This is a genomic window from Ralstonia sp. 22111 (assembly GCF_052045895.1).
GTDB classification, from domain to species: Bacteria; Pseudomonadota; Gammaproteobacteria; order Burkholderiales; family Burkholderiaceae; genus Ralstonia; species Ralstonia wenshanensis.
The window spans coordinates 97,213-122,810 of sequence record NZ_JBQEPR010000013.1 but is presented as its reverse complement, the minus strand read 5'-3'; the positions used below and the strand labels follow the sequence as shown (position 1 = coordinate 122,810).

Genomic DNA, 25,598 nt, shown 5'->3' with positions numbered 1-25,598 from the left:
AATGCGTGAGAGGCCTGGCAGGGAATGACAAGTCGGGCGACTGCCGAAGACTTGGGGAATCCTTCCGCCTGCAAAAACCACTCATTGCGCGCACCGAATAAGGCTAGCCGGTCAGACGTGTGTACGGAAAACCGCATTTTTTGGAACCCGTCCGGCCCGGTTCGGACCTCATGTGCTCAGAAGCACCCCTTCAGCCCGTAAGGGTACGCTCATCGATGACAACAATCAACCGAAGGTGGAAGTCTGAAGGGTTTTTTGATATGGTTATTTAGTTTGCAGAAAAGTAAGCGCACGCAAACTTAATGATTAAAAAAAGGGGAGCGCAGCATCGTGCGCTCCCTTTTCTGGTGCAGTGGCGATTAGCGTTGCGCTTGTGCCGCAGCATCCACGACGGTCAGAGCCGTCATGTTGAGGATGCGTCGCACAGTAGCCGACGGCGTAAGGATATGCACCGGCTTCTTCGCGCCCAGCAGGATCGGCCCGATGGCGATGTTGTTGCCAGCAGCCGTCTTCAGCAGGTTGTAGGCGATGTTGGCGGCGTCGATGTTCGGCATGACCAACAGGTTGGCTTCACCCTTGAGGGTCGAATCCGGCACCAGCGAGTCGCGCAGCTTCTGGTCGAGCGCGGCATCACCATGCATCTCACCGTCCACTTCCAGGTTCGGCGCACGTTCGCGCAGGATTGCCAGCGCTTCGCGCATCTTGACAGCCGAAGGCGCTTCAGACGAACCGAAGTTCGAGTGCGACATCAGGGCGACTTTGGGCTTGATACCGAAGCGGCACAGCTCCTCGGCAGCCATGATGGTGATCTCTGCCAGTTCTTCCGCCGTCGGGTCGACGTTGACATGCGTATCGGTCAGGAACACCTGGCGACCCGGCAGAACCAAGCCGTTCATGGCCGCATACACGCAATTGGTGCCACCCAGGATCTGGTCGATGTAGCGCAGGTGGGCGGCCGTGTTGCTGATCGTGCCGCAGATCATGCCGTCCGCTTCGCCCTTGTGGACCATGACGGCGCCGATCAACGTATTGCGGCGACGCATCTCCAGCTTGGCGTATTGCGGCGTCACGCCCTTGCGTGCCATCAGCTTGTAATACGTCTCCCAGTAATCGCGGAAGCGTTCGTCATGCTCGGGGTTGACCACGGCGAAGTCCACGCCTTCGCGCAGGCGCAGGCCAAAACGCTCGATGCGGTGGGCGATCACGCTCGGGCGGCCGATCAGGATCGGGCTGGCGAGCTTTTCGTCCACGACGATCTGCACGGCACGCAGCACGCGCTCTTCTTCGCCTTCGGCAAAGACGATGCGCTTGTTCTCCATCGGCACCTTGCGAGCGGCCGAGAAGATCGGCTTCATCAGCGTGCCCGAGTGGTAGACGAACTGCTGCAGATGCTGGCGGTAAGCGTCCATATCTTCGATCGGACGCTGCGCCACGCCCGACAGCATGGCCGCCTGCGCCACAGCCGGCGCGATCTTGACGATCAGGCGCGGGTCGAAGGGCTTCGGGATCAGGTATTCGGGGCCGAACGACAGATCCTGGATGCCGTAAGCGGAAGCAACGATGTCGCTTTGTTCCTGGCGGGCCAGTTCAGCCACGGCGTGCACGGCGGCCACTTCCATCTCACGCGTGATGGTGGTCGCACCCACATCCAGCGCGCCGCGGAAGATGAACGGGAAGCACAGGACGTTGTTCACCTGGTTTGGGTAATCCGTGCGGCCGGTGCCCATGATGACGTCGGGGCGCACTTCCTTGGCCAGCTCCGGCAGGATTTCCGGGTTCGGGTTGGCCAGCGCGAAGATGATCGGCTTGTCGGCCATGCGCTTGACCATGTCCTGCTTGAGCACGCCAGCGGCGGACAGGCCCAGGAAAATGTCGGCGCCGTCGATGACTTCAGCCAGCGTGCGCAGGTCAGTCTTCTGTGCGAAGTGCGCCTTGTCCGGGTCCATCAGTTCGGTGCGGCCTTCGTAGACCACGCCCGCCAAGTCCGTCACCCAGATGTTTTCGCGCGGCAGGCCCAGGTCAACCAGCAGGTCAAGGCAGGCCAGCGCCGCAGCGCCCGCGCCCGAAGCCACCAGCTTCACCTTCTTGATGTCCTTGCCGACGACCTTCAGCGCGTTGGTAATGCCAGCGCCCACCACGATGGCGGTGCCGTGCTGGTCATCGTGGAAGACGGGGATCTTCATGCGCTTGCGCAGTTCGCGCTCGACGAAGAAGCACTCCGGCGCCTTGATGTCTTCCAGGTTGATCCCGCCGAAGGTGGGCTCCAGCGAGGCGATGATATCGACCAGCTTCTGGGGGTCTTTTTCGTTGATCTCGATGTCAAACACATCGATGCCAGCAAATTTCTTGAACAGGCCCGCCTTGCCTTCCATGACCGGCTTCGAGGCTTCCGGGCCGATGTCGCCCAAACCGAGCACCGCGGTGCCGTTGGTCACCACGCCGACAAGGTTGCCGCGGGCGGTGTAGCGGAACGAGTTGGCGACGTCTTCGACGATCTCTTCGCAGGCGGCGGCAACGCCGGGCGAATACGCCAGGGCGAGGTCACGCTGGTTAGATAGCGGCTTGGTCGGCGTGACGGAAATCTTGCCCGGGGTCGGAAACTCATGGTACTCCAGCGCGGCCTTGCGCAAGGCGGCGCGCTGCTGCGCCTTGAGTTCTTCATCCGTGCGGGCGGGCTGCTGAGGCTGGGAATCCACCGTGGTCATGGGTCTCTCGTATCGGGTGGCCAGCGCGCGCGCCGGCCGTCGCATCTAGCGGGCCACCGGGATACCCTCACGAGCGCCACGGGAATACGGTCCGCCTCCTTGGGCCCGTCATTTTATATAGTGAAAAGCGATCTCACAACGGGATTTTGGGTGGGGGTGACATGCGTATTCGCTACAATATTCCACCGTCCTGTCACGGCACCATCGGGCTTGCCCCATATTCTTCCATTGCCGCTGCCGTGTCCAAGCCCGCGAATTCACGCAACTCCGCCCATTCCCCGGCAAATTTGTCCGAATTTGAGCTAATTCGACGCTACTTCACCCGGCCCACGCCCAAGGCAACCTTAGGCGTAGGTGACGACTGCGCCCTGCTCGCGCCCCGCCCCGGGCACGAATTGGCGATTTCCACCGACATGCTGGTCGCGGGGCGTCATTTTTTCTCGAATGCGGAGCCGCGCGCACTTGGGCATAAAGCGCTCGCTGTCAACCTCTCGGATCTGGCCGCGATGGGTGCGGAGCCGCGCGCTTTTACGCTGGCCGTAGCGCTGCCTGAAGCCAATCCAGCTTGGCTTAAACCGTTTTCCGAGGGGCTGCTCGCCCTGGCAGATGCCTTTCACTGTGAACTCATTGGCGGGGACACCACGCGCGGGCCGCTCACACTGAGCTTGACGGTCTTCGGGGATGTCCCGGCCGCTGCGGCACTACGCCGCGACGCTGCCCGCCCCGGCGATGACCTTTGGGTCTCGGGCACCGTGGGCGACGCGCGACTCGCACTGGGCGCCCTGCGCAACGAATGGGCGCTTACACCCGAGGCGCTCGCGCAAGTGCAGCCGCGCATGGACATGCCCACGCCGCGCGTCGCACTCGGCTTGGCATTGCGCGGTGTCGCCCGTGCAGCGCTCGACATATCGGACGGCTTGTTGGGCGATCTGGGCCACATCCTTACGCAATCCCGTGTTGGAGCGACGATCACGGTCGACAACGTACCGCGCTCGGCGACGCTGGCGGCCCAGCCCCTGGCGCTCCAGTTGCAATGCACGCTGGCTGGCGGCGACGACTACGAACTTTGCTTCACCGCCCCCGCCGATGCGCGCGACGCCGTGGTCGCGGCGGGCCAGCGTGCGGGCGTGGCCGTCACACGCATCGGCCGCATCGATGCTGAAGCGGGCTTGCGGCTCGTCGATGCCCACGGGGCGCCGGTCCTTTTCACGCACAGCAGTTTTGACCATTTCTCTTCCGCCTCATGATGTCCTCCGCACCCTTTCCGCCCTCCAATCCGCCGGGCCGGCCTGAAACCGTCGTCCTCGAGGCAGGCCAGACCGTGCAGGTGCGGCGCCCCACGGCGCGCTTCATGTTCGGCCATCCGGCACGCATCCTGGCGCTCGGCTTTGGTTCCGGCCTGTCGCCCATCCTCCCGGGCACGGTCGGTACGCTGTACGCGTGGCTGATCTACGTGGTGTTTGCACGTTGGATTTCGGGGCCGACTTGGCTGCTGATCGCAGCGGTTGGCTTCGTGATCGGCATCTGGGCATGCGCCCGCACCGCACGCGATCTGGGCGTGGCCGATCATGGCGCCATGGTGTGGGACGAGATGGTCGCGTTCTGGCTCGTGCTGGCCTTCGTCACGCCCACCACGCTGGGGGGGCAGTTCGCCGCGTTCCTGTGGTTCCGCTTCTTCGACATGGTCAAGCCTGCGCCCATCCGCTATTACGACCGCACGCTCAAGGGCTTCGGCGTGCGCGGCGGCTATGGCGTGATGGTCGACGACATTCTCGCGGCGTTCTACACGCTGCTCGTGTTCGCGCTTTGGCGCTCGTTTTGACGGCTGACGTCAGAAGCTTCGAAGGTATTGCAATGGCTGAATCCCGCGCCCTGGCCCAACTGGCCGAACTGGTAGCTGACACGCTGAACAAGCGCAGCCTGATGATGGCGTCCGCTGAATCTTGCACGGGCGGGCTGGTGGCTGCCGCCATCACCGACGTATCTGGCTCGTCCGCGTGGTTCGAGCGCGGCTTCGTCGTCTATTCCAACGAAGCGAAATCGCAGATGTTGGGCGTGCCGGCGGCGCTGATCCGCGAACATGGCGCCGTGAGCGAACCGGTGGCGCTTGCCATGGCCGAGGGCGCCGTGCTCAACAGCCGCGCGCAGGTGGCCGTCTCGATTACCGGTGTGGCCGGCCCGACCGGCGGCACGCCCGACAAACCTGTCGGCATGGTGTGCTTCGGGTGGAGCAATCGCCTGCAGACGCGCGTAGAAACGCGCCACTTCAAAGGGGACCGCAAACAGGTCCGCTTACAGGCTGCGGAGCACGCACTGCGCGGCCTGCTCGACTTCCTCGATTCAGCGGAGTCCTGATCTAAATTTCGCTGGGATGATCCGGCCGGCGACGATCTCCGTGATCATGTTCCGGCTGGTGCTCGTGGTCGTGCTCGTGGCGACGGTCGCGATCATGATCGCGACGCGTCGTCTCGTGCTCGTGAGTGTCGTCGCGCTCTTTCTCGAGCTTGCGGTCCGGGTCCTTGCCGGTCTCTTCCCGGTGCGTACCGGCAACGGGACGGTGCGGATGCGTGGTCATGGCGTCCTCGCTCTCACCGCAACCGGACCGACAGTGCGGATCAGTTGCGGAACTGGTTGATCTGGTCCCGAGTGGCAAGCGCCACGCGGCGGGCAGCATCGGCGAAATCGCTGTCGGTGCTGGCGTAGAGAATGGCTCGCGACGAGTTGATCATCATGCCGGTCCCGTCGGCCGTGCGGCCGGCGCGCACCGTGGCTTCGATGTCACCGCCCTGGGCGCCAACGCCCGGAATCAGCAGCGGCATGTCGCCGACAATTTCTCGCACCTTGGCAATTTCCTCCGGGAACGTTGCGCCCACCACCAGACCCATCTGGCCGCTGGTATTCCACACGTCGCGCGCGCGTTCTGCCACGACCTGATAGACGGGGCGGCCGTCGGTTTCCAGGAACTGCACGTCGCTGCCGCCCGCGTTGGACGTGCGGCACAGCACGATCACGCCCTTGTCGGCATGTGCGAGATACGGCTGCATCGAGTCGAACCCCATGTAGGGGCTGACGGTGATGGCGTCGGCCTGATAGCGCTCGAAGGCTTCCTTGGCGTAGTGCTCGGCGGTGGAGCCGATATCGCCGCGCTTGGCATCAAGAATGACGGGGATGCCCGGATACGCCTCGTGGATGTAATTGATGAGCTGCTCAAGCTGGTCTTCAGCGCGCTGCGAGGCGAAGTAGGCGATCTGCGGCTTGAATGCGCAGACCAGGTCGGCGGTGGCGTCCACAATGGCGCGGCAGAACGAGAAGATCGCTCCGCCCGTGCCGGTCAGCGACGCCGGCAAGCGCGCGGGGTCAGGATCGAGCCCGACGCACAGCAGGGAATTGTTGCGTTGCCAGGCGGCAGCGAGTTGTTCTGTAAATCGCATGGTGTCGGGAATGTGAGGGCGGCCGGCTGGCCGCATGACTTGTCTGCATTTTACCCGTCGGGCGGCCCGATGGCGGCATCTTCCGGGCGTGGCGCCTGCCCCACGCGTGCGCGCCAGGCCACCGTTTGTGGCTGAACCTGTCGCCTCTTTACGCTACACTCGGCGCGATTTTTCGCCGCCCGTTCAACGCCTGCTTCAAGGAAATACCCATGATCAACCTGTTCGTCGTGCAAAAAGGCCGTCTCGCGCAGGAACAGGTCGAAGAACGCAGTGAACTGCTGCAGCACAAGCCGATCTGGATCGACGTGATCGACCCCGACGACGAAGAGCTGGCATGGATCAAGGAAGCCTACGGCGTGGTCCTGCCCGAACTGGAGCAATTGGGGGACCTGGAAGCCTCCGCCCGCTACTTTGAAGGCGAAGACGGCCACATCCATATCCGCACCGATTTCCTGCTCGACGAAGAAACCACCTCGCGTAACGTGCGCGTAGCCTTCGTGTTGACCAAGGATGTGCTTTTCTCCATCCACGACGAGGATTTGCCCGCCTTCCGGCTGGTGCGCATGCGTGCGCGGCTTCGCCCGGGCTCGGTGCGCAACGCCAAAGACGTGCTGATGGATCTGTACGCCACTGACGCGGAATACTCGGCCGACTCCATCGAGGAAGTCTACGAACGCCTCGAAGATGCCAGCAAACGCGTGCTGGCCGATGAGGTGACCGATGCCGCCGCCGCCGATGTGCTGGAGATCATCGCCCGCGTCGAAGACTTGAACGGCCGGATCCGGCGCAACGTGATGGATACGCGCCGCGCGGTGTCGTTCCTGCTGCGCAGCCAATTGCTCTCGGCCGACCAGCAGGACGAAGCGCGCCAGGTGCTGCGAGACATCGATTCCATCGAGAACCACACGGCGTTCCTGTCCGACAAGGTCAACTTCCTGATGGACGCCACGGTCGGCTTCATCAACATCAACCAGAACAAGATCATCAAGCTGTTCTCGGTGGTGTCGGTAGCGCTGATGCCGCCCACGCTGATCGCCTCGATCTACGGCATGAACTTCAAGGTGATGCCGGAGCTGGACTGGGCTGAAGGCTACCCGTACGCGATCGTGATGATGGTGGTGTCGGCGGCGATTCCGCTGGTGTACTTCCGCCGCAAGGGCTGGCTGAAGTAGCCCTGCGCCGGGTCAATCCGGCAACGTGGCCGAACCCATGCGGTTGGCGATGACGGTGGCCTTGCGCGTGAAGTTGACGTGTACGTTGGCGCAGTAGCTCTTCTTGTCGAAGCACTTGGGTGCCGGCAGCGCCGCCGCCAAGCGCGCCGCCTGGCCTACCGTCAGTTGCGAGGCCGGGCGCTTGAAATAATGCTGCGCCGCCGCTTCCGCGCCGAACACGCCCTCGCCCCACTCCACCGAGTTCAGATAGATCTCGAGAATGCGCTCCTTGTCGAGCCAGAACTCGAGCATCCACGTGATGACGAGTTCTTCACCCTTGCGCAGATAGTGGCGCTCGCCCGAGAGGAACAGGTTCTTGGCCAGTTGCTGCGTGATGGTCGAACCGCCCGCGACCACGTGGCCGCGCCGCTTGTTCTTCTCCCACGCATCGAGCATGGCGTCGACTTCCCAGCCGCTGTGGGAGACAAAATCCGCGTCTTCGCTGGCGATGACCGCGCGCTTGAGGTTGCGCGATATCTGGTCGTAATTGACCCAGCGGTGATCGACCTTGCAGGTGAAAACATTGGCGCCGCACAGGCGCATGCGCTCGGCGCGCATGAAGCTGGTAGACGACGGATCGAAGAACTGCCAGCTCGCAATGGCAGCGAAGAAGTACAGGTTGAGTGCGACCACGCCCGCAACGAAGCAGCCGATCACGTAGCCGAACCAACGCATCATCGCTGGGCTGCGCTCCAGGTTCAGCGAGGCGCGCGTGCCGCGACGGCGGCTTCGCCCTGCAGCCCCTCGCGCATGGCGAGCAGCACCGGAGCGGTGTCCGGACGCACGTTGCGCCAGACGAAGAACGATTCCGCCGCCTGCTCCACCAACATACCCAAACCGTCCCAGGCGCGGGCGCCGTTGCGCCGGGCAAACTCCATGAACACCGTCGGCCGCGGGCCGTACATCATGTCGTAGGCCAGCGCGTTGGGACCGAACACGGTGGTCGGGATTGGCGGCACCTCGGCCTGCAGGCTGCTCGCCGTGGCGTTGATGATGACGTCGAAAACGTCGTCCGCAGCAAGCTCGTCATAGCCGCCGCCCACGAGTTCGACCTCGTGCAGCTTGGCCGAGACCTCGAAGCGCTCGACCAGCTTGTTGGCGCGATCGGCCGTGCGGTTGGCGATGAATACGCGCGCGGGCTTGTGCTCCAGCAGCGGCAGCAGCACGCCACGCGCCGCACCGCCCGCGCCCAGCAACAGCACGCGCTCGCCTTCGAACGAGTTCCCGATGTTGTGGGTGATGTCGCGCATCAGGCCGACGCCATCGGTGTTGTCGCCAAAAATCTCATCGCCGTCGAACTTGAGCGTATTGACCGCGCCGGCCGATTCCGCCCGCAGCGACAGCGACGTCGACATGGCATACGCATCGAGCTTGAAGGGCACGGTCACGTTGAGCCCGCGGCCGCCTTCGCGCACGAAGTTCATCACGGTTTCGTCAAACGCGATCAGTTCGGCGTAGATGCGGTCGTAGCGGATGAGCTGCCCCGTCTGCTGCGCAAACGCGGCATGGATGATGGGCGACTTGCTGTGCGCGATCGGGTTGCCGATCACGCCATAGCGATCTGTGGGCGGCGCGCTCGCAGCTGCGAGGATGGCCTCTTGAAACGACGACGGCATGGACGACGAAATCAGCGGGTCTGCAGGTGGGTTTCCAAGCCTGCGCGGGTGAATTTGAACGTGGCAACCACATCCTGGATGTCGACACGCTTGCGCATCTCGGCCGGGAAGGCGCCAAACGGAGAAGACGAACGGACGATGGCCACGGCCTGGCGATCCAGTGCGGGGTTGCCCGAGCTTTTTGCGATCTCGATGCCTTCGATCTTGTAGCCGTCCTGGTTGTAGCCGAGCTGGCCTTCGCGGTTGATGCTGATTACGACGATCAACTCGCCGTACAGCGGGCGGCCGTTCTGGCTGGGAAAGTTGGCGGTGCCACGGGCTTCAATCTTGCGGCGCACGGCATCGTAATAGCGGGCGTAATCGACCTGACGCGCGCTGGCGGCCGTCAGCACATTGCGGCGCGGGCGCTTGGCGTAGTTTTCGAGGTTGCGGTCGATCTCGGCCTGCAGGCGGGCGATTTCGTCTTGCGTGGTGCGGTCGTCGGTGCCGTTGGTGGGCGACGGCTGCGGACGCTCGCCGGGCTTGACCTGCCGATCGTTGACCAGCGGTGCGCGGTCAGTCGATTGCGTGAGCAGGCGCCGCTGCTCCTGCTCGAGGTATTCCAGCCGGCGCTGCGTGAGCTTGATGGCGTCGCCGGTCTGCTCATTGGTGTCGGCAGGCAGCGGCGTGGTGGCGCGCTGTTGATCGAATTCGCCACCGCCGTTCAGGTTGACCTGGGCCACGGCCGTCGCCTTGGACGGCGCCGTCGACGATTTGGCATTCACGAGAACCACATCCAGGCCCGGATCTTCGCGCTTGATATCGAACGCTTCGGGGGCCACCACGCGCACGAACAGCAGCAGGACATGCACGGCCAGCGACACCACCAGCGCCTTGGTGAGCGTGCTGCTGCCGGACCAGTCCGGACGGTTTGCAAGGGCGGCCATGGGGCGATTCCTGGTCGATGCGCGAAGAATGAAAGTCAGACAGCGATTGTAGTTAGGCAGCGCCAGGCGTTCCACCGCTCTCGCTGTCTTGCGGCGGCGGCGCCACAGCAGCGTCCGCTTCTGCGCGCGCCTCTTCCTCATCGGCGGCGGGTTGTGGTTCAGCCGGCACATCGGCTTCAGTCTCTGCCTCGGCCAGTTCTTCTTCGATGGCTTCGGCCTCAGCTTGCGCGCCCACCGCGGGCGCGAGGATTTCGACCACGCGGCACGACACTTCCAGGCTGATCTCGTCGGTGTCCAGGATATCGAGCACAACATGCGTGCCGCGGGGCGTTTGTGCCAGTTCGGGCACCTTCGTCACCAGCGGAATGTCGGCGAATCGCACAGCGCCTTCCTTCAGCACCACGGCCTGCATGCGTGTGCGGTTTTCCTGCCTGAGCCAGCGCAGGCACCAGTAGCGCTCCATGGTCGACTGGTGGTCGGCGTAGGCAGCGTAGGTGGCTTCGAAGTCGGCCACGGCAGCCAGCAGATCGGCATCTTTGGGCTTGAACGGCGCGATCAGCTTGGCCGTCACGCCGTGCTGCGCCACTGCTGCAATCTGCCATTGGTTGACCAGATCGACATAGCGACGCAGCGGCGAGGTGCTCCACGCGTACTGCGCCACGCCGAGCCCTTCATGCGGCGCCGGATACGTCTGCATGCGCGTGCGGTGCATGCCCCACGCCTTCTGTGTGCGATAGATGCCCGGCACCCCGGCGTCGGCCAGCATGCGGCCCCACGTGCTGTTGGCCAGGATCATCAACTCGGCGACGATCTTGTCCAGCGGCGAGCCGCGTTTGCGCTGTTCGATCCGCACGCGCTCGCCACCGCCCTCGGCTTCGGGAATCGCATCGATGTAGAACGAATAATCGCCCTTCTGCGCGCCCTCCGGCTTCAGGCCGCTTGCGATGCGGGCCTGCTGGCGGCCGTCATACAAGGCGCACACGAACGGCCACAGCACCGCCAGTTCGGCCTTGAACGGGTAGTCGCCCGAGCCATCGGCCAGCGCGTCGGCGGTGATCACGTCGTCGAGCAGGTTGTGGCGCAGGTTGGCCGCCACGGTCACGGATTCGCAGCGCGTCTCGCTGGCGGTGACCGCCCACGTGGCGCGGTCGACCGTCGCGTACAGCGACAGGGCCGGACACGCGCGCCCTTCCTGCAGCGTGTAACGATCCACCACCGACTCCGGCAGCATCGTGATCTTGTCGCCGGGGAAATACACGGTCGACAAACGCTGGCGTGCAATCACGTCCAACGGTTCACCGCGCTGGATGCCAAAGCCCGGCGCGGCAATATGGATGCCGATACGCACGGTGGCGTCATCAATCGGGGTCACGGAGATGGCGTCGTCGATTTCCGTGGTGGTCACATCGTCGATCGAGAAGGCGCGCACGTCGGCGGCCGGCAGCTCCATCGCCGGTTCCGGCACGGTCACATCCGGGAAGCCGGTGCCCTTCGGGAAGCACTCCGAGAGGAAGCGCGCCTCATGCAGCGCGCGGGCATTGGCGATGCCGCCCACCGCCACCATTAGGCGCATCGGCGACAGACCCAGTGCCGTGCACGCCGCATCGAGCGCCTTATATTCGAGGCTGTTCTTGTCCGGCTTGAACAAGAGTTGCAGCGTCTTACCGCCGAAGGCCTCAGGCAGGCGCATCGCCTTCAGCTCGGCTTCATATTCGGCCTGCAGGGCAGCTTGCTGTTTCTTGCGCTCGAGGCCCGCGAGCGCGGCCTTCAGTTGATCTTCGGGTGCGCGCTGATAGCGGCCGCGGCCCTTGCGGCGGAAGTAGATCGGCGAGCCATGCAGCGCGATAGCCAGCGCGGCTTGCTGCGTGGCATTGGCGCCGGCGCCAAAGTATTCGCCCGCCAGATCGGTAAAGCCGAATTCTTCGGCCGAAGCGCATTCCCAGAGGAAATCCAGGTCGATCTCTGCCGACAGTGCCTGGGCCGCCTGCGACAACTCACCAGCGGACGGCTGCGCGAATTGCAGCAACACGTCGCGCGACTTGACCTTGGTGCGCTTGGCACTCGGCAACTCGACCTGATAGGCCTCGCCCTGTTGGGACAAGACGGTGCCCGCGCGGATCTCGCCGCCTTCTTCAAACAGCAACTGCATGGATTTGTATGGATTGCGGCACTCGCATGAGCGAGCGTCACTTTGAATGAGGTGGAATGGCCGCGCACCCTGACGTCACAATGCAATACGCGGCGATAAAAAGTTGGGGGCGATGATACCGCACTGGCTGAACGCCCGGCCCGCGAAATACGCCTACCGCGGCGGGTGGAAGTTGCTCAGCGCAGGCAGGAAAACCTCTGTCACGAGCATCGCGCTTGCCCCGCGTCGGAACACCGATCGGCGGGCCGGCAACCGGGCGGTCCCAGCCACAGGCGCGTCGCCGAGCGCCCCGTGCGCCCGGCGTACCAGCGGGTGGCGCGCGTCCAGCAAAGCGAATTCGAAATCTCCGCGCTCAACACGCGGATCGGCAAACAGCGAGTGCCCCAGCGGCTGCGCGCCCAGTGCTTTCAGGAACGGCCAGTCAAGCGCCACACTGCGCGGATGCACGATGGTGTGGGCATAGACCACCGGGATGTCGTCGCAGATCAACAAAACCTCGCGGATCAAGGTGTCCGCAGGGCCAGCCATGCCTAGACAACGCCACTCGTCGCGCAACGGCATCGCGCGCTGCTGGCCGAGCAATTGAACGCGGAAGCGCGAGGATGCCGCCCGAAGCCGCGCGGTCAGCGAATCGGCACCCACAGCCCAACGCGCCCAATGCCGGTCATAGACGACAGCCGGAGGCAACGCGCTGCGCCAGAGGCTGCGCGGGTAAGAGGGGGAATCGGTCATGCGGCGCTAAACGGATGCGCTGCCAACAAATCGGCGGGAACACCGCAGAAGACAAGCACTTCGTCCATGTACTGGGCGAAATCGCTGATGCCATGGTCGCTACCGTCAATGATGCGGGTGGTCGCGCCAGGAAAGTGGCCGAGCATTTCGCGGTAGTCGAGCACCTCGTCGCCGGTCGCAGCCAATAAGTAATAGCGCTCGGGTTGCGTGATCACAGGCACAGCAAGGGCGCGCAGCTCATCGAGGTGATGTGGTTCAACGCGAATGGTGCCACCGCCATGCCACAACGGTTGCTCGCCAACGTATTTGGCGAGATCCCGCTCCGGGCGGGTAGCGGGATTAAGCATTGCCGCACGAAGCCCATGCCGCTCAGCCAGCCAGGTGGCGTAAAAGCCGCCCAGGGAGGAGCCGATGAGCACAGGCTTGAGGCCGTCACGCATACCCAACTCAGCGAGTAGCGCCTCTGTTTCGGCCACCGCCTCACGCGGTGACACGGGCAACGTCGGACAAACGTATTCATCTGCCAGGCCCACGGAAGCCATCCGCCGACCTAACAACTGCGCTTTGAACGAGCGCGGCGACGAACGGAATCCGTGCAGATAGACGATGGATGCCGGCATATGGGGATCAGTTCGCCGTGCCGACGCGTTCAGCCAAGGCGTCCAGCAGCTTCTGATGTACGCCGCCGAACCCCCCGTTGCTCATGACAAGAACGTGGTCGCCAGGGCGGGCGGCAGCCGTGACGTCTGCGACTAGGGTGGCCAGATCAGAGAATGCCTTCGCGCGCCCCCCCAGCGGTGCTAACGCGCCAGCCAAATCCCAGCCGATTGCGTCGCGGCCGTTGGCGGCACCGTAAGCGAAGACTTGATCGGCTCCGGATAGGCTGTCTGGAAGCGCCTGCTTCATCACACCCAACTTCATGGTGTTTGAACGGGGCTCCAGTACCGCGAGAACGCGCCCCTTCCCTACCCGACGGCGCAGGCCCTCGATCGTCGTACGAATGGCGGTCGGATGATGGGCAAAATCGTCGTAGACGGTCACGTCATTGACAGTGCCACGCACTTCCATGCGGCGTTTCACATTTTCGAAACGGGCCAGGCTTTCAATGGATTGAGCAGGCGGCACGCCAACGTGGCGCGCGGCGGCAATGGCTGCCAGCGCATTCATGCGATTGTGATCGCCTTGAAGCGCCCAACGGACTCGGCCCTGCGGCTGCCCCTTGAAAACCACGTCGAAGCTGTCGTCATCGCGCAGGTTCGCGATTTCCCAGCCAAGGCGGTCTTCAGCGCCGAATTGCTCGACTTCTGACCAGCATCCGCGCTCAAGTACACGCTTCAGGCTATCTTCGCGACCATTCACGAGCAGGCGACCTTGACCGGGCACAGTGCGTACCAAGTGGTGAAATTGGGTTTCGATTGCGGCAAGATCGGGAAAGATGTCGGCGTGATCGAACTCCAGGTTATTCAATATGGCCGTACGGGGGCGGTAATGGACGAACTTGCTGCGCTTGTCGAAAAATGCCGTGTCGTACTCATCGGCCTCGATGACAAAGAAGTCGGATTCCGTGAGCCGCGCCGACAACCCGAAGTTGCGCGGCACACCACCCACCAGGAAGCCCGGGTTGTAGCCGGCGTCCTGCAAGATCCACGCGAGCATCGATGTGGTTGTCGTTTTGCCATGCGTACCTGCCACGGCAAGCACCCATTTCTGACGCAGGACGTTGTCGCCCAGCCATTGCGGGCCAGAAATGTAAGGGAGATTGCGATCCAGGATGGCTTCCATCAGCGGATTGCCGCGGGAGATCACGTTGCCGATGACGTACAAATCAGCGCCGATGGAGAGCTGTTCGGGGTCGAACCCTTCGATCAGTTCGATACCTTGCGCTTCGAGCTGGGTGCTCATCGGGGGGTAGACGTTGGCGTCGCAGCCGGTGACGCGGTGACCGGCCTGGCGGGCAATCAGGGCAATGCCGCCCATGAAGGTGCCGCAGATTCCAAGGATGTGGATATGCATGGGAGCCATCTCAACTTCGTTGCGCCGCATTGTACCTGCGGCTTCAGGCCGGCCCGCGCGCTTCAGTAAAATAGAGCCATGTCCAAACGCCCCACCCTCGACCCCGCCCGCGTGCGGGAGGAAATTGCCATCACCGCCGCGCGCATGATCGCGGAAGACGGCGCCGATTACGCGACCGCCAAGCGCAAGGCCGCGCGCCAGGTGCTTGGCACCGAATCCCGCGCGCCCGGCGAATGGCTGCCCGACAATGAACAGGTCGAAACGGAAGTCCGCGAATACCAGGCGCTGTTCCAGGCCGAATCCCAGCCGCGCGTGCTGGCGTTGCTGCGCCGCATCGCGCTGCTGCTGATGGAAGGGCTGGCAGTCCATCGCCCGTACTTGGCGGGGGCGGTCTTCAACGGCACCGCCAGCGAGCACTCCGACATCCACCTGCAGGTCTTCTGCGATAGCCCGAAGGATGTGGCGATCTTCCTGCTCAACGCCGGCGTGGACTTCGATACCACGGAGAGCGCTCACTTCGCCGGCCGAGACGAGGTGGAAACGCTCAGCTTCCTGTGGCGCGGCCAATGGCCCGCCGGGGCCGAATCCCGCGAGTTGGCGCGCGAGCTGCGCGCTGAAACAGGCACGCCCGTCGGCGTCCATATCGCCCTATATGACATGAACGATGTGCGCGGTGCGCGGCGGGCAGACGCCACCGGCAAGACGCAACGCGGCGACGCGGCGGCAGTGCGTGCCCTACTGTCGCAGGGGTGATCGGCCGACAGGAGTACAATCCCGCACGCTCCGCCTCTGTATATATAGAGACCTCCGCAAAACCATGTCCCGCCGTACCGCTCTGATTGCCCTGTTGATTGCCGGCCTGCTTGCCGCGACGGCGGGCGTCTATTTTGGGCATCGCGCCACTGAGCCGAAAACGCCGGCCGACCATGCTGTTGCCGCGTTCTACGGCAGCAAGCTCCCGGACGCCAATGGCGCCCCCCTGGATCTGGCAGCGTTTCGGGGCCAGCCGGTGGTCATCAATTTCTGGGCACCGTGGTGCGGTCCTTGCGTAGAGGAGATGCCCGAGCTGTCTGCGCTGGCACAGGAGCAAAAGGCCAAGGCAAGGTTCGTTGGCATCGGGATTGACTCGGCGTCCAATATTCAGACTTTTCTGGGTAAGGTCCACGTCACATACCCCATTGCCGTGGCGGGCTTTGGCGGAACGGAGCTGGGCCGCCAGTTCGGAAACGAAGTCGGCGGCCTTCCGTTCACTGTGATTCTCAACGCACAAGGCGAGATCATTTTCCGGAAGATGGGTCGTGTGCATGCCGACGAACTACGTGAGGCCCTGCGGCGCACGTGAATGTACAAAAACGTCATATGACGTTCATGTGCACACAACTCCCCTTCTTCTTCGGCAAATGTGTGGGCAGTACGCCCAAGATCGGTGAAAACACCGATTTCTCGATACTTTTTCAGCAAAAACTAGACAAAGCATTCTAAGTTGCTGTAAATTGCGCCCAACTTCGCTCAACCGGTCAAAACCGTGGCTGATAAACCCATCGCCAAAGCGCTTCGCAACGTGCTCGTACTGCACGGCCCGAACCTCAATTTGCTGGGGACGCGCGAACCGGAAGTCTATGGCGCAACCACTCTTGCCGACATCAACGCCGCCCTGGTCGAACGCGCCACGGCGCGCGGCGTGACGCTTGCGCACTTCCAGTCGAACCATGAAGGTGCGCTGGTGGATCGTATCCACGCCGCAAAAAGCGAAGGCATTGAATTCATCATCATCAATCCGGCCGCCTACACGCACACGAGCGTGGCGCTGCGCGACGCGCTGGCCGGCGTGGTGATCCCGTATATCGAAGTGCATCTGTCCAACGTGCATCGTCGTGAACCGTTCCGCCACCATTCTTATCTGGCGGACCAGGCGGTGGGCGTGATTTGCGGATTGGGCTGGCGCGGCTATATGGCGGCGCTGGACTTCGCAATTGACCAACACGGCGGCTGATCAGCCGTCTTCTTCCTTTTATTTCAACCACTTAACCAACGCAACGACGCCAGCGCCTGGAGCGCCTTTGACCGATGTGCGGCTGAAGAGCCATTCGCGCGCATCGACCGCCCAGACCGCCGACGCTGCAGGAGAACGTTCATGGATTTGCGCAAGCTGAAAACGCTGATCGACCTCGTGGCCGAATCGGGCATTTCGGAACTCGAAGTGACCGAAGGCGAAGGCAAGGTCCGCATCGTCAAGTCGGCGCCGCAAGTGGTGGCCCCGATGCAATATGCGCCGATGCCGATGCAGGCCGCACCGGCTGTCGGCGCCCCCGCCGCAGCGGCTCCGGCAGCCGTCGGTGGCGAGGCTGCCGCCCCGGCCCTGCCGGCAGGCCACATCGTGACGTCGCCGATGGTCGGCACGTTCTACCGTTCGCCGTCGCCGGGCGCCGCCGAGTTCGTCAAGGTGGGCGACACGGTCAAGGAAGGCCAGACGATCTGCATCATCGAAGCGATGAAGCTGCTCAATGAGATCGAAGCGGACAAGGCGGGCGTGATCAAGGAAATCCTGATCGAGAACGGCCAGGCTGTGGAATACGGCCAACCGCTGTTCGTGATCGGCTGATCTTCCGGCATCTGACCCTCATCGTGCGGCGCGCAGCGTGCCGCATCCGAGCGCGAGCCGGCGCACAAGGGCTGCCACTGAGCGCGGCCCAGCCACTGCGCCCTCGCCTCTCCTTTTTGTAGCGAGAACACGATGTTCGACAAGATCCTGATCGCGAATCGCGGCGAGATCGCTCTTCGCATCCAGCGTGCCTGCCGCGAACTCGGCATCAAGACCGTGGTGGTCTATTCCGAGGCAGACAAGGAAGCCAAATACGTCAAGCTGGCTGACGAAGCCGTGTGTATCGGCCCGGCACCGTCGCCGCTGTCGTACCTGAACATGCCGGCCATCATTTCGGCCGCCGAGGTGACCGACGCACAGGCCATCCACCCTGGCTACGGCTTCCTGTCGGAAAACGCCGACTTTGCCGAGCGCGTGGAGCAATCCGGCTTCACCTTCATCGGCCCGACGCCCGAATCGATCCGCCTGATGGGCGACAAGGTCTCGGCCAAGCAAGCGATGATCAAGTCCGGCGTGCCGTGCGTGCCGGGCTCGGAAGGCGCCCTGTCCGAAGACCCGAAGGAAATTCTGGCAACGGCCAAGAAGGTTGGCTATCCGGTGATCATCAAGGCGGCTGGCGGCGGTGGTGGCCGCGGCATGCGTGTGGTCCACACCGAGGCTGCGCTGATCAACGCCGTCAACATGACGCGCGAAGAAGCCGGCCGTGCCTTCGGCAACCCCGAAGTCTATATGGAGAAGTTCCTGGAGCATCCGCGCCACGTGGAGATCCAGATCCTGGCCGACCAGCACCGCAACGCCATCTGGCTGGGTGAGCGCGACTGCTCCATGCAGCGCCGCCACCAGAAGGTGATCGAAGAAGCGCCAGCGCCGCACATTCCGCGCCGCCTGATCGAGCGTATTGGTGACCGTTGCGCCGAAGCCTGCAAGAAGATCGGCTACCGCGGCGCCGGCACGTTCGAGTTCCTGTACGAGAACGGCGAGTTCTACTTCATCGAAATGAACACGCGCGTGCAGGTCGAACATCCGGTCACGGAAATGATCACGGGCGTCGACATCGTGCAGGAGCAGATCCGCGTGGCGGCCGGCGAAAAGCTGCGCTTCCGCCAGAAGGACATCGTGCTCAAGGGCCACGCCATCGAGTGCCGCATCAACGCGGAAGATCCGTTCAAGTTCACGCCGTCGCCGGGTCGCATCACCTCGTGGCACGTGCCGGGCGGCCCGGGCGTTCGCGTGGATTCGCACGCCTACAACGGCTACTTTGTGCCGCCCAATTACGACTCGATGATCGGCAAGCTCATTACGTACGGTGCAACGCGTGAGCAGGCCATCGCCCGCATGCGCATCGCCCTGTCGGAAATGGTGGTGGAAGGCATCCAGACCAACGTGCCGCTGCACCGCGACCTGATGCTCGACGCGAACTTCGTGGAAGGCGGCACCGACATCCACTATCTGGAGCACCGCCTAGCGCAACAGGAAGTGGCCAAGGGTGGCGGCAAGTGACGTACCGCGAATGCGTGCTCGAAGTGTCGCGTGACGACGCCGAAGCGTTGTCCGAAGCGCTGTTTGATCTCGGCGCGCTGTCGGTCTCGGTGGAAGACGCCGATGCCGACACGCCCGAAGAGCAACCACTCTTTGGCGAGCCCGGCCACGAGCCGACACGCCTTGCGTGGAACCGCTCGCGCGTGGTTGCGCTGCTCGCTGACGATGCCGACCCGGCATTGCTGGTGGCAGCCGCGGCCAACGAAATCGGGCTGTCACCGCTGCCTTCGTACACCGTGCGCGAAGTCGAAGAGCAGGACTGGGTGCGCGTCACGCAATCGCAGTTCGAGCCCATTCATATTGGTGAGCACATCTGGGTCGTGCCGTCGTGGCACGATGCGCCGGAGCCCGATGCCGTGGTGCTAGAACTCGACCCGGGCCTCGCCTTCGGCACCGGCAGCCACCCGACCACGCGCCTGTGCATGGAATGGCTGGAGCAGCACGTGCAACCCGGCGAACGCACGCTCGACTACGGCTGCGGCTCGGGCATCCTGGCCATCGTCGCCAAGAAGCTCGGCGCCGGTGAAACCGTCGGTGTCGATATCGATCCGAACGCCGTGGAAGCCTCGCGCTACAACGCCGAGCGCAACCACGTCGAAGCCACCTTCGCCCTGCCCGACGATGCACCGGAAGGCACGTTCGATCTGGTCGTCGCCAACATCCTGTCGAACCCGCTCAAGCTGATGGCAGCCATGTTGTGCGCACGCGTGCGCCCGGGCGGCCGCCTGATTCTGTCGGGCGTGCTCGAGCGCCAAGCCGAAGAAGTGGCCGCCGCGTATGCCTCGGTCATTCCGCTCACCGTTTGGCGTGCACGTGACGGCTGGGTCTGCCTGCATGGTGTGAAGCCCGCGGTGTGAAGCCCACATAATTTCACGGTATTGCGCGCCAGCGCCGCCTGCAAAGGTCGACGCTGGCGCCACTGTCTGCAATACTCGCGCGGTCGGCTTTTTTCTCCTCGTCCCGCATGGCAACTGCGCCACAAGCTGCGCCACGTTTGGCCGCCCGCTGCCCCAACTGCCAAACCGCATTCCGCGTTGTCGCCGATCAGCTTCGGCTGCGCGGCGGGCTCGTCCGTTGCGGCCGCTGCAATCACATCTTCGATGGCCGCGATCATCTGATCGAGCTTGGTGCCGCGCCCATGCCTGCGGCGCCGCCCGCCGAAGCAACGCAGCCACGGCAATTGCCGGAACACACCGCTCGCGTTGCGCCGCTCTCAACGCCCGTCACCCCTGAACCGGAAACGCCCACGGCGCCACCTGCCGCAGAGGACGATCACGGCTTCGGCATGACGCTGATCTGGGAAGAAGACGTTCCGGAAGAAGGCGTCGCGGAAGTGCATCTGGGGGAAGTGGAAGGGGCAACACCCGTGCCCGACGTGCAATCGACCGCACCGGACACCCGCCCGCTGCCGGACGAGGCGCCGATCGAACACGCTGCCGAGCCCGCGCCGCAGACATCGCAACCCGAACCGCCCGCCGCGTCCGTCGCTCCCGCCGATCCGTTCCACGGCCTGCCGCCCATCCGCGACCTTGACGACGAGGAAGACGCGTTCGCCGCCGCCGTGCCCAAGCAGCCGTCGGCAGACCTGCAGGTGGAATCGGCCATCGCGCCCTCGTCAGCTCCGGCTGTGACCGCGTCTGCGCCGGCAGCGGTCGCCTCCCTGATGCCCGAGGCGGAGAAGCACGATTCGGTCTGGATGCGCCACGAAACCGATCCGCACACGCTTTTTGCGCCGGTGCCGCGCCGCCACCACGGCCACGCACGTCGCACGCAAGCCGAGCCGACCGGTCCGACGCCGCAGCGCACGCTGACCGGCGCCCCGCGTCCGCGCAAGGTGCGTGGGCCGAATCATGGTGTCTCTGCCGCGACGCTGGATTTCCTGCGTGCCGCGCAGGCCCGCGAGCAAGCACGTAAAACGACCGGACGCCGTGCCCTGGCGCGCATCGCGATCAGCTTGCTGGCGGTGCTGGCGGTAGCGCAACTGCTCTTCCTCGCGCGCGCCGAAATCGCGCGCCGCGCGCCCTCTACACGGCCCATCCTGGAGGCAATGTGCCAGCCGTTGCACTGCACGATCGCGCCACCGCGTGATCTCGATGCATTGCAGATCGAATCGTCGCAACTGCAGCGTCAAGAGGGCGATGCCTCCGACCAGTACGTATTGACGGCTACTTTGCGCAACCGCGCCGGCGGCCCCATCGCCCTGCCGGCCATCGAGCTGATAACCACCGACCTGCAAGACCAGTTGCTCTCGCGCCGTGCGCTACTGCCCGCCGACTACCTGAACCCGAGCGACAGTGCATACGGCAAGTCAGGGTTGCCCGCCCGCGCCGAACTACCGATTCGGGTACGATTCCAGTCCCAGCGCCCGACGGCCAATTACCGGGTCCTGATTTTTTACCCCTGAATCTTCACCCCCCTGGCTTTTCCCCAACACGCATCAAAGGAAGGAGTAACACCATGGCAAACGTGACCCTTGGCGGCAACCCGATCGAAGTCGGCGGCCAATTCCCGACCGCAGGCTCGAAGGCACCGGCATTCACGCTGGTCGGCGCAGACCTGAAAGACGTCTCGCTCGCTGATTTTGCCGGCAAGCGCAAGGTCCTGAATATCGTGCCGAGCCTGGACACCCCGGTGTGCGCCACCTCCACGCGCAAGTTCAACGAAGCCGCTGCCAAGCTGGACAACACCGTCGTGCTCTCCATCTCCGCTGATCTGCCCTTTGCGGCTGGCCGCTTCTGCACCACCGAAGGCATCGCGAATGTGAAGCCGCTGTCGACCTTCCGCGACAAGGGTTTCAAGCAAGCCTACGGCGTCGACATCACGTCGGGCCCGCTGGCTGGCGTGACCGCGCGTGCCGTGGTCGTGCTCGACGCCAACGACAACGTCCTGTACTCGCAACTCGTGCCCGAGATCAAGGACGAGCCGAACTACGACGCCGCCCTGGCTGCGCTGAAGTAAGCTGAGCTGATCGCATCGAGACCGACTTCCGGTCTCTCGTTCATCACACGGCCGTCCACTGGGCGGCCGTGTCATATCTGGAGTGTTTCAATATGGCCAGCGTGATCTGCGGCTCAGTTGCCTACGACACCATCATGACGTTCGACGGACACTTCCGCGAACACATCCTGCCCGACAAGATCCACATCCTGAACGTTTCCTTTCTGGTGCCAACCATGCGCCGGGAGTTCGGTGGCTGCGCAGGCAACATCGCTTACACGCTGAAACTGCTCGGCGGCGAGCCCATCATCATGGGCACCGTCGGCCAAGATGCGGGCCCGTACCTGGACTACCTGAAAAAGCTCGGTATCTCGACAGCGCACGTTACGGAGGTTCCGGACACGTTCACCGCGCAAGCGATGATCACGACCGACCGCGACAACAACCAGATCACCGCGTTCCACCCAGGCGCGATGAGCCATTCGAGCATCAATTCGGTCAAGAATGCACTGCCGGCCCGGCTCGGCCTGGTGGGCCCCGACAGCCGCGAAGGCATGCTGCACCACGCGACGCAATTTGCCGAATCCGGCGTGCCGTTTATCTTTGACCTGGGCCAGGCAATGCCGCTGTTTGACGGCGCGGACCTGCGCCACTTCGTTGAACTCGCCAGCTACGTGGTGGTCAATGATTACGAAGCGCAGGTCATGCTGTCACGCACGGGCTACAGTGCGGCAGAGCTTGCGCGGCGCGTCGAGGCTTACATCGTCACGCGCGGGGAAGAAGGGGCGGAGATTTACGCCGGCGGCAAGCAGTACACTATTCCGGCCGTGCCGGCAGAACGTGTGGTCGACCCGACCGGTTGCGGTGACGCGTTCCGCGGCGGCCTGCTCTACGGCATCGAGAACGGCCTGGACTGGGACACCACCGGTCGCCTCGCCAGCCTGATGGGCTCACTCAAGATCGCTTGCCAAGGCCCGCAGAATCACGGCCTGCCCGTCGACGAAATTGCCCAGCGCTTTGAATCCGCTTTCGGGTACAGGTATCAATAAGGAATCAACATGAAACCCATCTATCGCATCGGCGCCGCGACTCTGCTGGTCGCCGCCCTTGGCCTGCAAGGCTGCGCCATGGGCACCAACTCCAACAGCGCTTACACCTCGGTGCAGGCGCAGCGCGAGCAGACCGTGCGCTTTGGTACGGTAGATTCTGTGCGCAATGTCGTGATCGACCGTGAGCAGACCGGTGTTGGCACCATTGCCGGCGGCGCGATCGGCGGCATTGGTTCGGCAGCAGCCATCGGGCGCGGCAACGGCTCGGTGGCGGCCGGTGTGCTCGGTGCGATTCTCGGTGGCGTTGCAGGCAGCGCGCTCGAGGGTCAGATGAACAAGCGTCCGGGCCTGGAAATCACCGTCAAGCTCGACAACGGCGAGTACCGCGCGATCACGCAGGACGCCGACGAGGCCTTCCGTCCTGGCGAGCGCGTGCGCCTGCTCTCATCGGGTGGGGTGACGCGCGTCACGCACTGATCCACGACGCTCGGCCGACAGGCCGAGGGGTTGATGGAAACACCGCATCGGCATCGCGCCGGTGCGGTTTTTTTACGCCCGCGAGAAACGTATGCGCGACGCTCGGGCAAGAAAAAGCCCGCCGGGGCGTGAGCCGATCGGCGGGCGGTGCAAGACGCTGAGGTCTTGCGGACCGGATACGCAGTATCCGATCAGGTGGGCGCGACCTGCGCGCCGCTGTGGTCCCGGAGGATCACCGTCGTCAGAATGACTTACGGACGGTTGCCGGTCGGGAACGGCCATGCCGCAGCCGGGTTCAGCGCGGTCTTGGCAGCAGGTGCAGCAGGTGCAGCGGCCGGAGCAGCAGCGGGCTTGGCGACAGCCTTCTTCGCGGGGGCCTTCTTCGCAGCAGGCTTGGCAGCAGCCTTCTTCGCAGCCGGAGCCTTCTTGGCAGCAGCCTTCTTCGCAGCAGGCTTGGCAGCAGCCTTCTTGGCAGCCGGAGCCTTCTTCGCTGCAACCTTCTTCACAGCAGCTTTCTTGGCCGGAGCCTTCTTGGCCGCAACCTTCTTCACAGCAGCTTTCTTGGCCGGGGCCTTCTTGGCTGCAACCTTCTTCACAGCAGCTTTCTTGGCCGGGGCCTTCTTGGCTGCAACCTTCTTCAATGCGGCCTTCTTGGCGGGTGCCTTCTTGGCAGCGACCTTCTTAGCTGCGACCTTCTTGGCCGGAGCCTTCTTAGCGGCCGGAGCAGCCTTCTTTGCAGCAGCCTTCTTGGCGGCCGGAGCCTTCTTCGCAGCGGCCTTCTTGGCCGGGGCCTTGGCGGCCGGTTTCTTCTTAGCAGCAGTTGCCATGGGAAACTCCTTCAAGATTGGGTATCGAACTATCGAGATTGAGCAACCCGACCGGCCCGATCCCACGATGCATTGGCATCGCCAGACCAACCGAGCGAGCGATTCATCGGCGCGCCACCAAACGGCAGTCGCACGCTAATGAATTCGGTAGGAAGCTCTGCGACTTGCGCGGCGAACACACGCAGCAAGTTGCACGCCCCGGTCGCGCGCACGAGCGCAACCGCAAGCTGCCAGACAGATTGCATCCGGCGAGTCTTCAACAATTGAGAGGACCGGGGCATCGTGGCCACACCGGTCGAAATCTGATCTTGCGCGAATCGCTGCGTGGACCGCAAAGCCGCGTGCAGCGTGACTTTGCAGACAGCGAGAAACTGGAGAGCGCGCGTTTTCTTTTGGGGGTAGTACGCCCATCCCGACGGGGGGATCGCAGAGACGGCACCGAGTTCGAACAGCCCTGTCGGCGTGGCGTGCATCAAAGTGGTTACGCTCCTCGACTACCTTTCACTTGCCGCTTGGAACTTCATCGTCGTTGATCGCGCGAAGCTTCCTTGCATCGAAGTCAACGTCTTGTCAAGGCGAATCATAATTCGTTTGCGCGGTGATGTTAAGAGATTTATGCAAAAAGCGCGGTGAGTTTTGGTGAAGGATTGCGCTGCGTCTGTGCGTCGCTGCGATTCGAATCGCGCATGCACGCAGATCGATCTCGCGAATGCGCATTTTCTTGCGTCGTGACATCACGTTACGGCGTTGCTCCACGTTGACACACGCGCCCCGCAAACCCAGTGGTCATGCCGGTTTACAGCAACGCGCGATGTTGCGCGCGCGTGCATCGCGAACACACGCACGCGCCTCGCGCGCATTCAATATCGTCGTGCGCGCCGACGCGCGAGCAGCGCGATGCGTGCCGAAAAAAACGATGCGTAGATGCGACAGCGCGCGCGAATTTTTCGCGCTCAACACGTCGATACGCACGCAATCGATGCGCTCGACACATGCGCATCGACATGTTGAACGTGTCGATGACGCTGCTGACTCGCATCTCGAACGCCGTCGATGCGCGCCGCGCGAAGTCGATGCGATTGCGATGGTGAACCGCGTGCATGCAGGTGCCGCAAATCGCGTGCCGCGCGTTCGATGCGCGACGTGCTAGCGAGAGGGTCGACGCATCGATGCATACGTGCGCGCGAATCGCATCGACGCATGCGATGTTGGTGTCGACGCATGCGCCCCCCCTCCCGGGCGGGACGATGCCGAACTGCGGGCGAGCACGACGGTGCGATGGCGACATGCGCAACGCAAAACCGATCGCCGATCGCGGGAAAACCCTGCTCAGCAAACGCTGAAAAGTTCACGCAACTGCGTTTGAAACGAGGCTGTTTTACGA

26 protein-coding genes are annotated in these 25,598 nt (G+C 63.6%); 14 read left to right on the top strand and 12 right to left on the bottom strand.

What is annotated here, in order from left to right:
* Positions 1 to 359 precede the first annotated feature (359 nt).
* On the bottom strand, positions 360 to 2,705 hold the full coding sequence (locus ACTJK4_RS24130) for an NADP-dependent malic enzyme (protein ID WP_232041021.1): 2,346 nt from the start codon (positions 2,703 to 2,705) through the stop codon (positions 360 to 362).
* 161 nt (positions 2,706 to 2,866) lie between these two features.
* On the opposite strand from ACTJK4_RS24130, the gene thiL reads away from it, so the two are divergent.
* The 3 genes from thiL to ACTJK4_RS24115 are packed head-to-tail and all read left to right on the top strand — an operon-like array spanning position 2,867 to position 5,060.
* Complete coding sequence (gene thiL, locus ACTJK4_RS24125) at positions 2,867 to 3,952, top strand: thiamine-phosphate kinase (RefSeq protein WP_440819130.1); 1,086 nt, start codon at positions 2,867 to 2,869, stop codon at positions 3,950 to 3,952.
* Positions 3,949 to 4,527 (top strand): phosphatidylglycerophosphatase A family protein, encoded by a 579-nt coding sequence (locus ACTJK4_RS24120; RefSeq protein ID WP_232041023.1) that lies wholly within the window; start codon positions 3,949 to 3,951, stop codon positions 4,525 to 4,527. The genes thiL and ACTJK4_RS24120 overlap by 4 nt, the downstream gene beginning before the upstream one ends.
* Positions 4,528 to 4,559: 32 nt before the next feature.
* Positions 4,560 to 5,060, top strand: coding sequence for a CinA family protein (locus ACTJK4_RS24115; protein ID WP_260802182.1), 501 nt, complete (start codon positions 4,560 to 4,562; stop codon positions 5,058 to 5,060).
* Position 5,061: 1 nt separating this feature from the next.
* On the opposite strand, the gene ACTJK4_RS24110 is transcribed toward ACTJK4_RS24115, so the two are convergent.
* A complete protein-coding gene (locus ACTJK4_RS24110) occupies positions 5,062 to 5,280 on the bottom strand; it encodes a metal transporter (protein ID WP_082076083.1) in 219 nt (72 codons plus the stop codon).
* Positions 5,281 to 5,320: 40 nt separating this feature from the next.
* Positions 5,321 to 6,136, bottom strand: a complete 816-nt coding sequence (gene pyrF / locus ACTJK4_RS24105; protein ID WP_232041025.1) for an orotidine-5'-phosphate decarboxylase — start codon at positions 6,134 to 6,136, stop codon at positions 5,321 to 5,323.
* A gap of 209 nt (positions 6,137 to 6,345) precedes the next feature.
* Here pyrF and corA point away from each other — a divergent pair, with 209 nt between their 5' ends.
* On the top strand, positions 6,346 to 7,308 hold the full coding sequence (gene corA, locus ACTJK4_RS24100; protein ID WP_024972131.1) for a magnesium/cobalt transporter CorA: 963 nt from the start codon (positions 6,346 to 6,348) through the stop codon (positions 7,306 to 7,308).
* A gap of 12 nt (positions 7,309 to 7,320) precedes the next feature.
* Here corA and mtgA read toward each other — a convergent pair whose 3' ends face one another.
* From mtgA to mpl, 7 genes are all read right to left on the bottom strand, one after another.
* Entirely contained in the window at positions 7,321 to 8,025 is a 705-nt protein-coding gene (gene mtgA, locus ACTJK4_RS24095) for a monofunctional biosynthetic peptidoglycan transglycosylase (RefSeq protein ID WP_316871809.1), read from the bottom strand.
* 20 nt (positions 8,026 to 8,045) lie between these two features.
* Complete coding sequence (gene aroE, locus ACTJK4_RS24090) at positions 8,046 to 8,963, bottom strand: shikimate dehydrogenase (RefSeq protein ID WP_316871810.1); 918 nt, start codon at positions 8,961 to 8,963, stop codon at positions 8,046 to 8,048.
* An 11-nt stretch (positions 8,964 to 8,974) separates the two neighbouring features.
* Entirely contained in the window at positions 8,975 to 9,889 is a 915-nt protein-coding gene (locus tag ACTJK4_RS24085) for an energy transducer TonB family protein (RefSeq protein ID WP_232041028.1), read from the bottom strand.
* A 52-nt stretch (positions 9,890 to 9,941) separates the two neighbouring features.
* Positions 9,942 to 12,038 carry a ribonuclease catalytic domain-containing protein gene (locus tag ACTJK4_RS24080; protein WP_440819129.1) on the bottom strand — a complete coding sequence of 699 codons (2,097 nt, stop codon included), beginning with the start codon at positions 12,036 to 12,038 and terminating at the stop codon, positions 9,942 to 9,944.
* 153 nt (positions 12,039 to 12,191) lie between these two features.
* Positions 12,192 to 12,770 carry a chorismate--pyruvate lyase family protein gene (locus tag ACTJK4_RS24075; RefSeq protein ID WP_232041030.1) on the bottom strand — a complete coding sequence of 193 codons (579 nt, stop codon included), beginning with the start codon at positions 12,768 to 12,770 and terminating at the stop codon, positions 12,192 to 12,194.
* Positions 12,767 to 13,390 (bottom strand): YqiA/YcfP family alpha/beta fold hydrolase, encoded by a 624-nt coding sequence (locus tag ACTJK4_RS24070; protein ID WP_440819128.1) that lies wholly within the window; start codon positions 13,388 to 13,390, stop codon positions 12,767 to 12,769. The genes ACTJK4_RS24075 and ACTJK4_RS24070 overlap by 4 nt, the downstream gene beginning before the upstream one ends.
* 7 nt (positions 13,391 to 13,397) lie before the next feature.
* Positions 13,398 to 14,783: a UDP-N-acetylmuramate:L-alanyl-gamma-D-glutamyl-meso-diaminopimelate ligase gene (gene mpl, locus ACTJK4_RS24065; RefSeq protein ID WP_440819127.1), complete on the bottom strand. Its 1,386-nt coding sequence runs from the start codon at positions 14,781 to 14,783 to the stop codon at positions 13,398 to 13,400.
* Positions 14,784 to 14,861: 78 nt separating this feature from the next.
* On the opposite strand from mpl, the gene ACTJK4_RS24060 reads away from it, so the two are divergent.
* The 10 genes from ACTJK4_RS24060 (at position 14,862) to ACTJK4_RS24015 (ending at position 23,387) form a co-directional block, all read left to right on the top strand.
* Positions 14,862 to 15,536, top strand: a complete 675-nt coding sequence (locus ACTJK4_RS24060) for a UDP-N-acetylmuramate--alanine ligase (protein ID WP_322017550.1) — start codon at positions 14,862 to 14,864, stop codon at positions 15,534 to 15,536.
* A 64-nt stretch (positions 15,537 to 15,600) separates the two neighbouring features.
* Entirely contained in the window at positions 15,601 to 16,125 is a 525-nt protein-coding gene (locus ACTJK4_RS24055) for a TlpA family protein disulfide reductase (RefSeq protein ID WP_232041034.1), read from the top strand.
* 183 nt (positions 16,126 to 16,308) lie between these two features.
* Positions 16,309 to 16,776, top strand: a complete 468-nt coding sequence (aroQ, locus tag ACTJK4_RS24050) for a type II 3-dehydroquinate dehydratase (RefSeq protein ID WP_440819126.1) — start codon at positions 16,309 to 16,311, stop codon at positions 16,774 to 16,776.
* Positions 16,777 to 16,917: 141 nt separating this feature from the next.
* Complete coding sequence (gene accB, locus ACTJK4_RS24045) at positions 16,918 to 17,385, top strand: acetyl-CoA carboxylase biotin carboxyl carrier protein (protein WP_232041036.1); 468 nt, start codon at positions 16,918 to 16,920, stop codon at positions 17,383 to 17,385.
* A gap of 132 nt (positions 17,386 to 17,517) precedes the next feature.
* The gene (gene accC, locus ACTJK4_RS24040) at positions 17,518 to 18,885 is read left to right on the top strand and encodes an acetyl-CoA carboxylase biotin carboxylase subunit (protein ID WP_232041037.1); all 1,368 of its coding nucleotides are present in this window, start codon (positions 17,518 to 17,520) and stop codon (positions 18,883 to 18,885) included.
* Positions 18,882 to 19,781: a 50S ribosomal protein L11 methyltransferase gene (gene prmA / locus ACTJK4_RS24035; protein WP_440819125.1), complete on the top strand. Its 900-nt coding sequence runs from the start codon at positions 18,882 to 18,884 to the stop codon at positions 19,779 to 19,781. Before accC ends, prmA begins: the two co-directional genes overlap by 4 nt.
* Before the next feature lie 107 nt (positions 19,782 to 19,888).
* Positions 19,889 to 21,328 carry a DUF3426 domain-containing protein gene (locus ACTJK4_RS24030; protein ID WP_440819124.1) on the top strand — a complete coding sequence of 480 codons (1,440 nt, stop codon included), beginning with the start codon at positions 19,889 to 19,891 and terminating at the stop codon, positions 21,326 to 21,328.
* Between the two features lie 53 nt (positions 21,329 to 21,381).
* Entirely contained in the window at positions 21,382 to 21,882 is a 501-nt protein-coding gene (tpx, locus tag ACTJK4_RS24025; RefSeq protein ID WP_024979133.1) for a thiol peroxidase, read from the top strand.
* A 92-nt stretch (positions 21,883 to 21,974) separates the two neighbouring features.
* Positions 21,975 to 22,910 (top strand): carbohydrate kinase family protein, encoded by a 936-nt coding sequence (locus ACTJK4_RS24020; protein WP_414561092.1) that lies wholly within the window; start codon positions 21,975 to 21,977, stop codon positions 22,908 to 22,910.
* A 9-nt stretch (positions 22,911 to 22,919) separates the two neighbouring features.
* A complete protein-coding gene (locus ACTJK4_RS24015; RefSeq protein WP_045204804.1) occupies positions 22,920 to 23,387 on the top strand; it encodes a membrane protein in 468 nt (155 codons plus the stop codon).
* Between the two features lie 251 nt (positions 23,388 to 23,638).
* On the opposite strand, the gene ACTJK4_RS24010 is transcribed toward ACTJK4_RS24015, so the two are convergent.
* Positions 23,639 to 24,214: a histone H1-like DNA-binding protein gene (locus ACTJK4_RS24010; protein ID WP_440819123.1), complete on the bottom strand. Its 576-nt coding sequence runs from the start codon at positions 24,212 to 24,214 to the stop codon at positions 23,639 to 23,641.
* A gap of 786 nt (positions 24,215 to 25,000) precedes the next feature.
* On the bottom strand, positions 25,001 to 25,186 hold the full coding sequence (locus ACTJK4_RS24005) for a hypothetical protein (protein ID WP_440819122.1): 186 nt from the start codon (positions 25,184 to 25,186) through the stop codon (positions 25,001 to 25,003).
* Positions 25,187 to 25,598 lie beyond the last annotated feature (412 nt).

What these genes read in the sequence shown, in the direction of transcription:
- ACTJK4_RS24130 (WP_232041021.1), bottom strand. Translation starts at nt 2,705, where the DNA reads ATGACCACGGTGGATTCCCAGCCTCAGCAGCCCGCCCGCACGGATGAA.
- thiL (WP_440819130.1), top strand. Translation starts at nt 2,867, where the DNA reads ATGCGTATTCGCTACAATATTCCACCGTCCTGTCACGGCACCATCGGG.
- ACTJK4_RS24120 (WP_232041023.1), top strand. Translation starts at nt 3,949, where the DNA reads ATGATGTCCTCCGCACCCTTTCCGCCCTCCAATCCGCCGGGCCGGCCT.
- ACTJK4_RS24115 (WP_260802182.1), top strand. Translation starts at nt 4,560, where the DNA reads ATGGCTGAATCCCGCGCCCTGGCCCAACTGGCCGAACTGGTAGCTGAC.
- ACTJK4_RS24110 (WP_082076083.1), bottom strand. Translation starts at nt 5,280, where the DNA reads ATGACCACGCATCCGCACCGTCCCGTTGCCGGTACGCACCGGGAAGAG.
- pyrF (WP_232041025.1), bottom strand. Translation starts at nt 6,136, where the DNA reads ATGCGATTTACAGAACAACTCGCTGCCGCCTGGCAACGCAACAATTCC.
- corA (WP_024972131.1), top strand. Translation starts at nt 6,346, where the DNA reads ATGATCAACCTGTTCGTCGTGCAAAAAGGCCGTCTCGCGCAGGAACAG.
- mtgA (WP_316871809.1), bottom strand. Translation starts at nt 8,025, where the DNA reads ATGATGCGTTGGTTCGGCTACGTGATCGGCTGCTTCGTTGCGGGCGTG.
- aroE (WP_316871810.1), bottom strand. Translation starts at nt 8,963, where the DNA reads ATGCCGTCGTCGTTTCAAGAGGCCATCCTCGCAGCTGCGAGCGCGCCG.
- ACTJK4_RS24085 (WP_232041028.1), bottom strand. Translation starts at nt 9,889, where the DNA reads ATGGCCGCCCTTGCAAACCGTCCGGACTGGTCCGGCAGCAGCACGCTC.
- ACTJK4_RS24080 (WP_440819129.1), bottom strand. Translation starts at nt 12,038, where the DNA reads ATGCAGTTGCTGTTTGAAGAAGGCGGCGAGATCCGCGCGGGCACCGTC.
- ACTJK4_RS24075 (WP_232041030.1), bottom strand. Translation starts at nt 12,770, where the DNA reads ATGACCGATTCCCCCTCTTACCCGCGCAGCCTCTGGCGCAGCGCGTTG.
- ACTJK4_RS24070 (WP_440819128.1), bottom strand. Translation starts at nt 13,390, where the DNA reads ATGCCGGCATCCATCGTCTATCTGCACGGATTCCGTTCGTCGCCGCGC.
- mpl (WP_440819127.1), bottom strand. Translation starts at nt 14,783, where the DNA reads ATGCATATCCACATCCTTGGAATCTGCGGCACCTTCATGGGCGGCATT.
- ACTJK4_RS24060 (WP_322017550.1), top strand. Translation starts at nt 14,862, where the DNA reads ATGTCCAAACGCCCCACCCTCGACCCCGCCCGCGTGCGGGAGGAAATT.
- ACTJK4_RS24055 (WP_232041034.1), top strand. Translation starts at nt 15,601, where the DNA reads ATGTCCCGCCGTACCGCTCTGATTGCCCTGTTGATTGCCGGCCTGCTT.
- accB (WP_232041036.1), top strand. Translation starts at nt 16,918, where the DNA reads ATGGATTTGCGCAAGCTGAAAACGCTGATCGACCTCGTGGCCGAATCG.
- accC (WP_232041037.1), top strand. Translation starts at nt 17,518, where the DNA reads ATGTTCGACAAGATCCTGATCGCGAATCGCGGCGAGATCGCTCTTCGC.
- ACTJK4_RS24030 (WP_440819124.1), top strand. Translation starts at nt 19,889, where the DNA reads ATGGCAACTGCGCCACAAGCTGCGCCACGTTTGGCCGCCCGCTGCCCC.
- tpx (WP_024979133.1), top strand. Translation starts at nt 21,382, where the DNA reads ATGGCAAACGTGACCCTTGGCGGCAACCCGATCGAAGTCGGCGGCCAA.
- ACTJK4_RS24020 (WP_414561092.1), top strand. Translation starts at nt 21,975, where the DNA reads ATGGCCAGCGTGATCTGCGGCTCAGTTGCCTACGACACCATCATGACG.
- ACTJK4_RS24015 (WP_045204804.1), top strand. Translation starts at nt 22,920, where the DNA reads ATGAAACCCATCTATCGCATCGGCGCCGCGACTCTGCTGGTCGCCGCC.
- ACTJK4_RS24010 (WP_440819123.1), bottom strand. Translation starts at nt 24,214, where the DNA reads ATGGCAACTGCTGCTAAGAAGAAACCGGCCGCCAAGGCCCCGGCCAAG.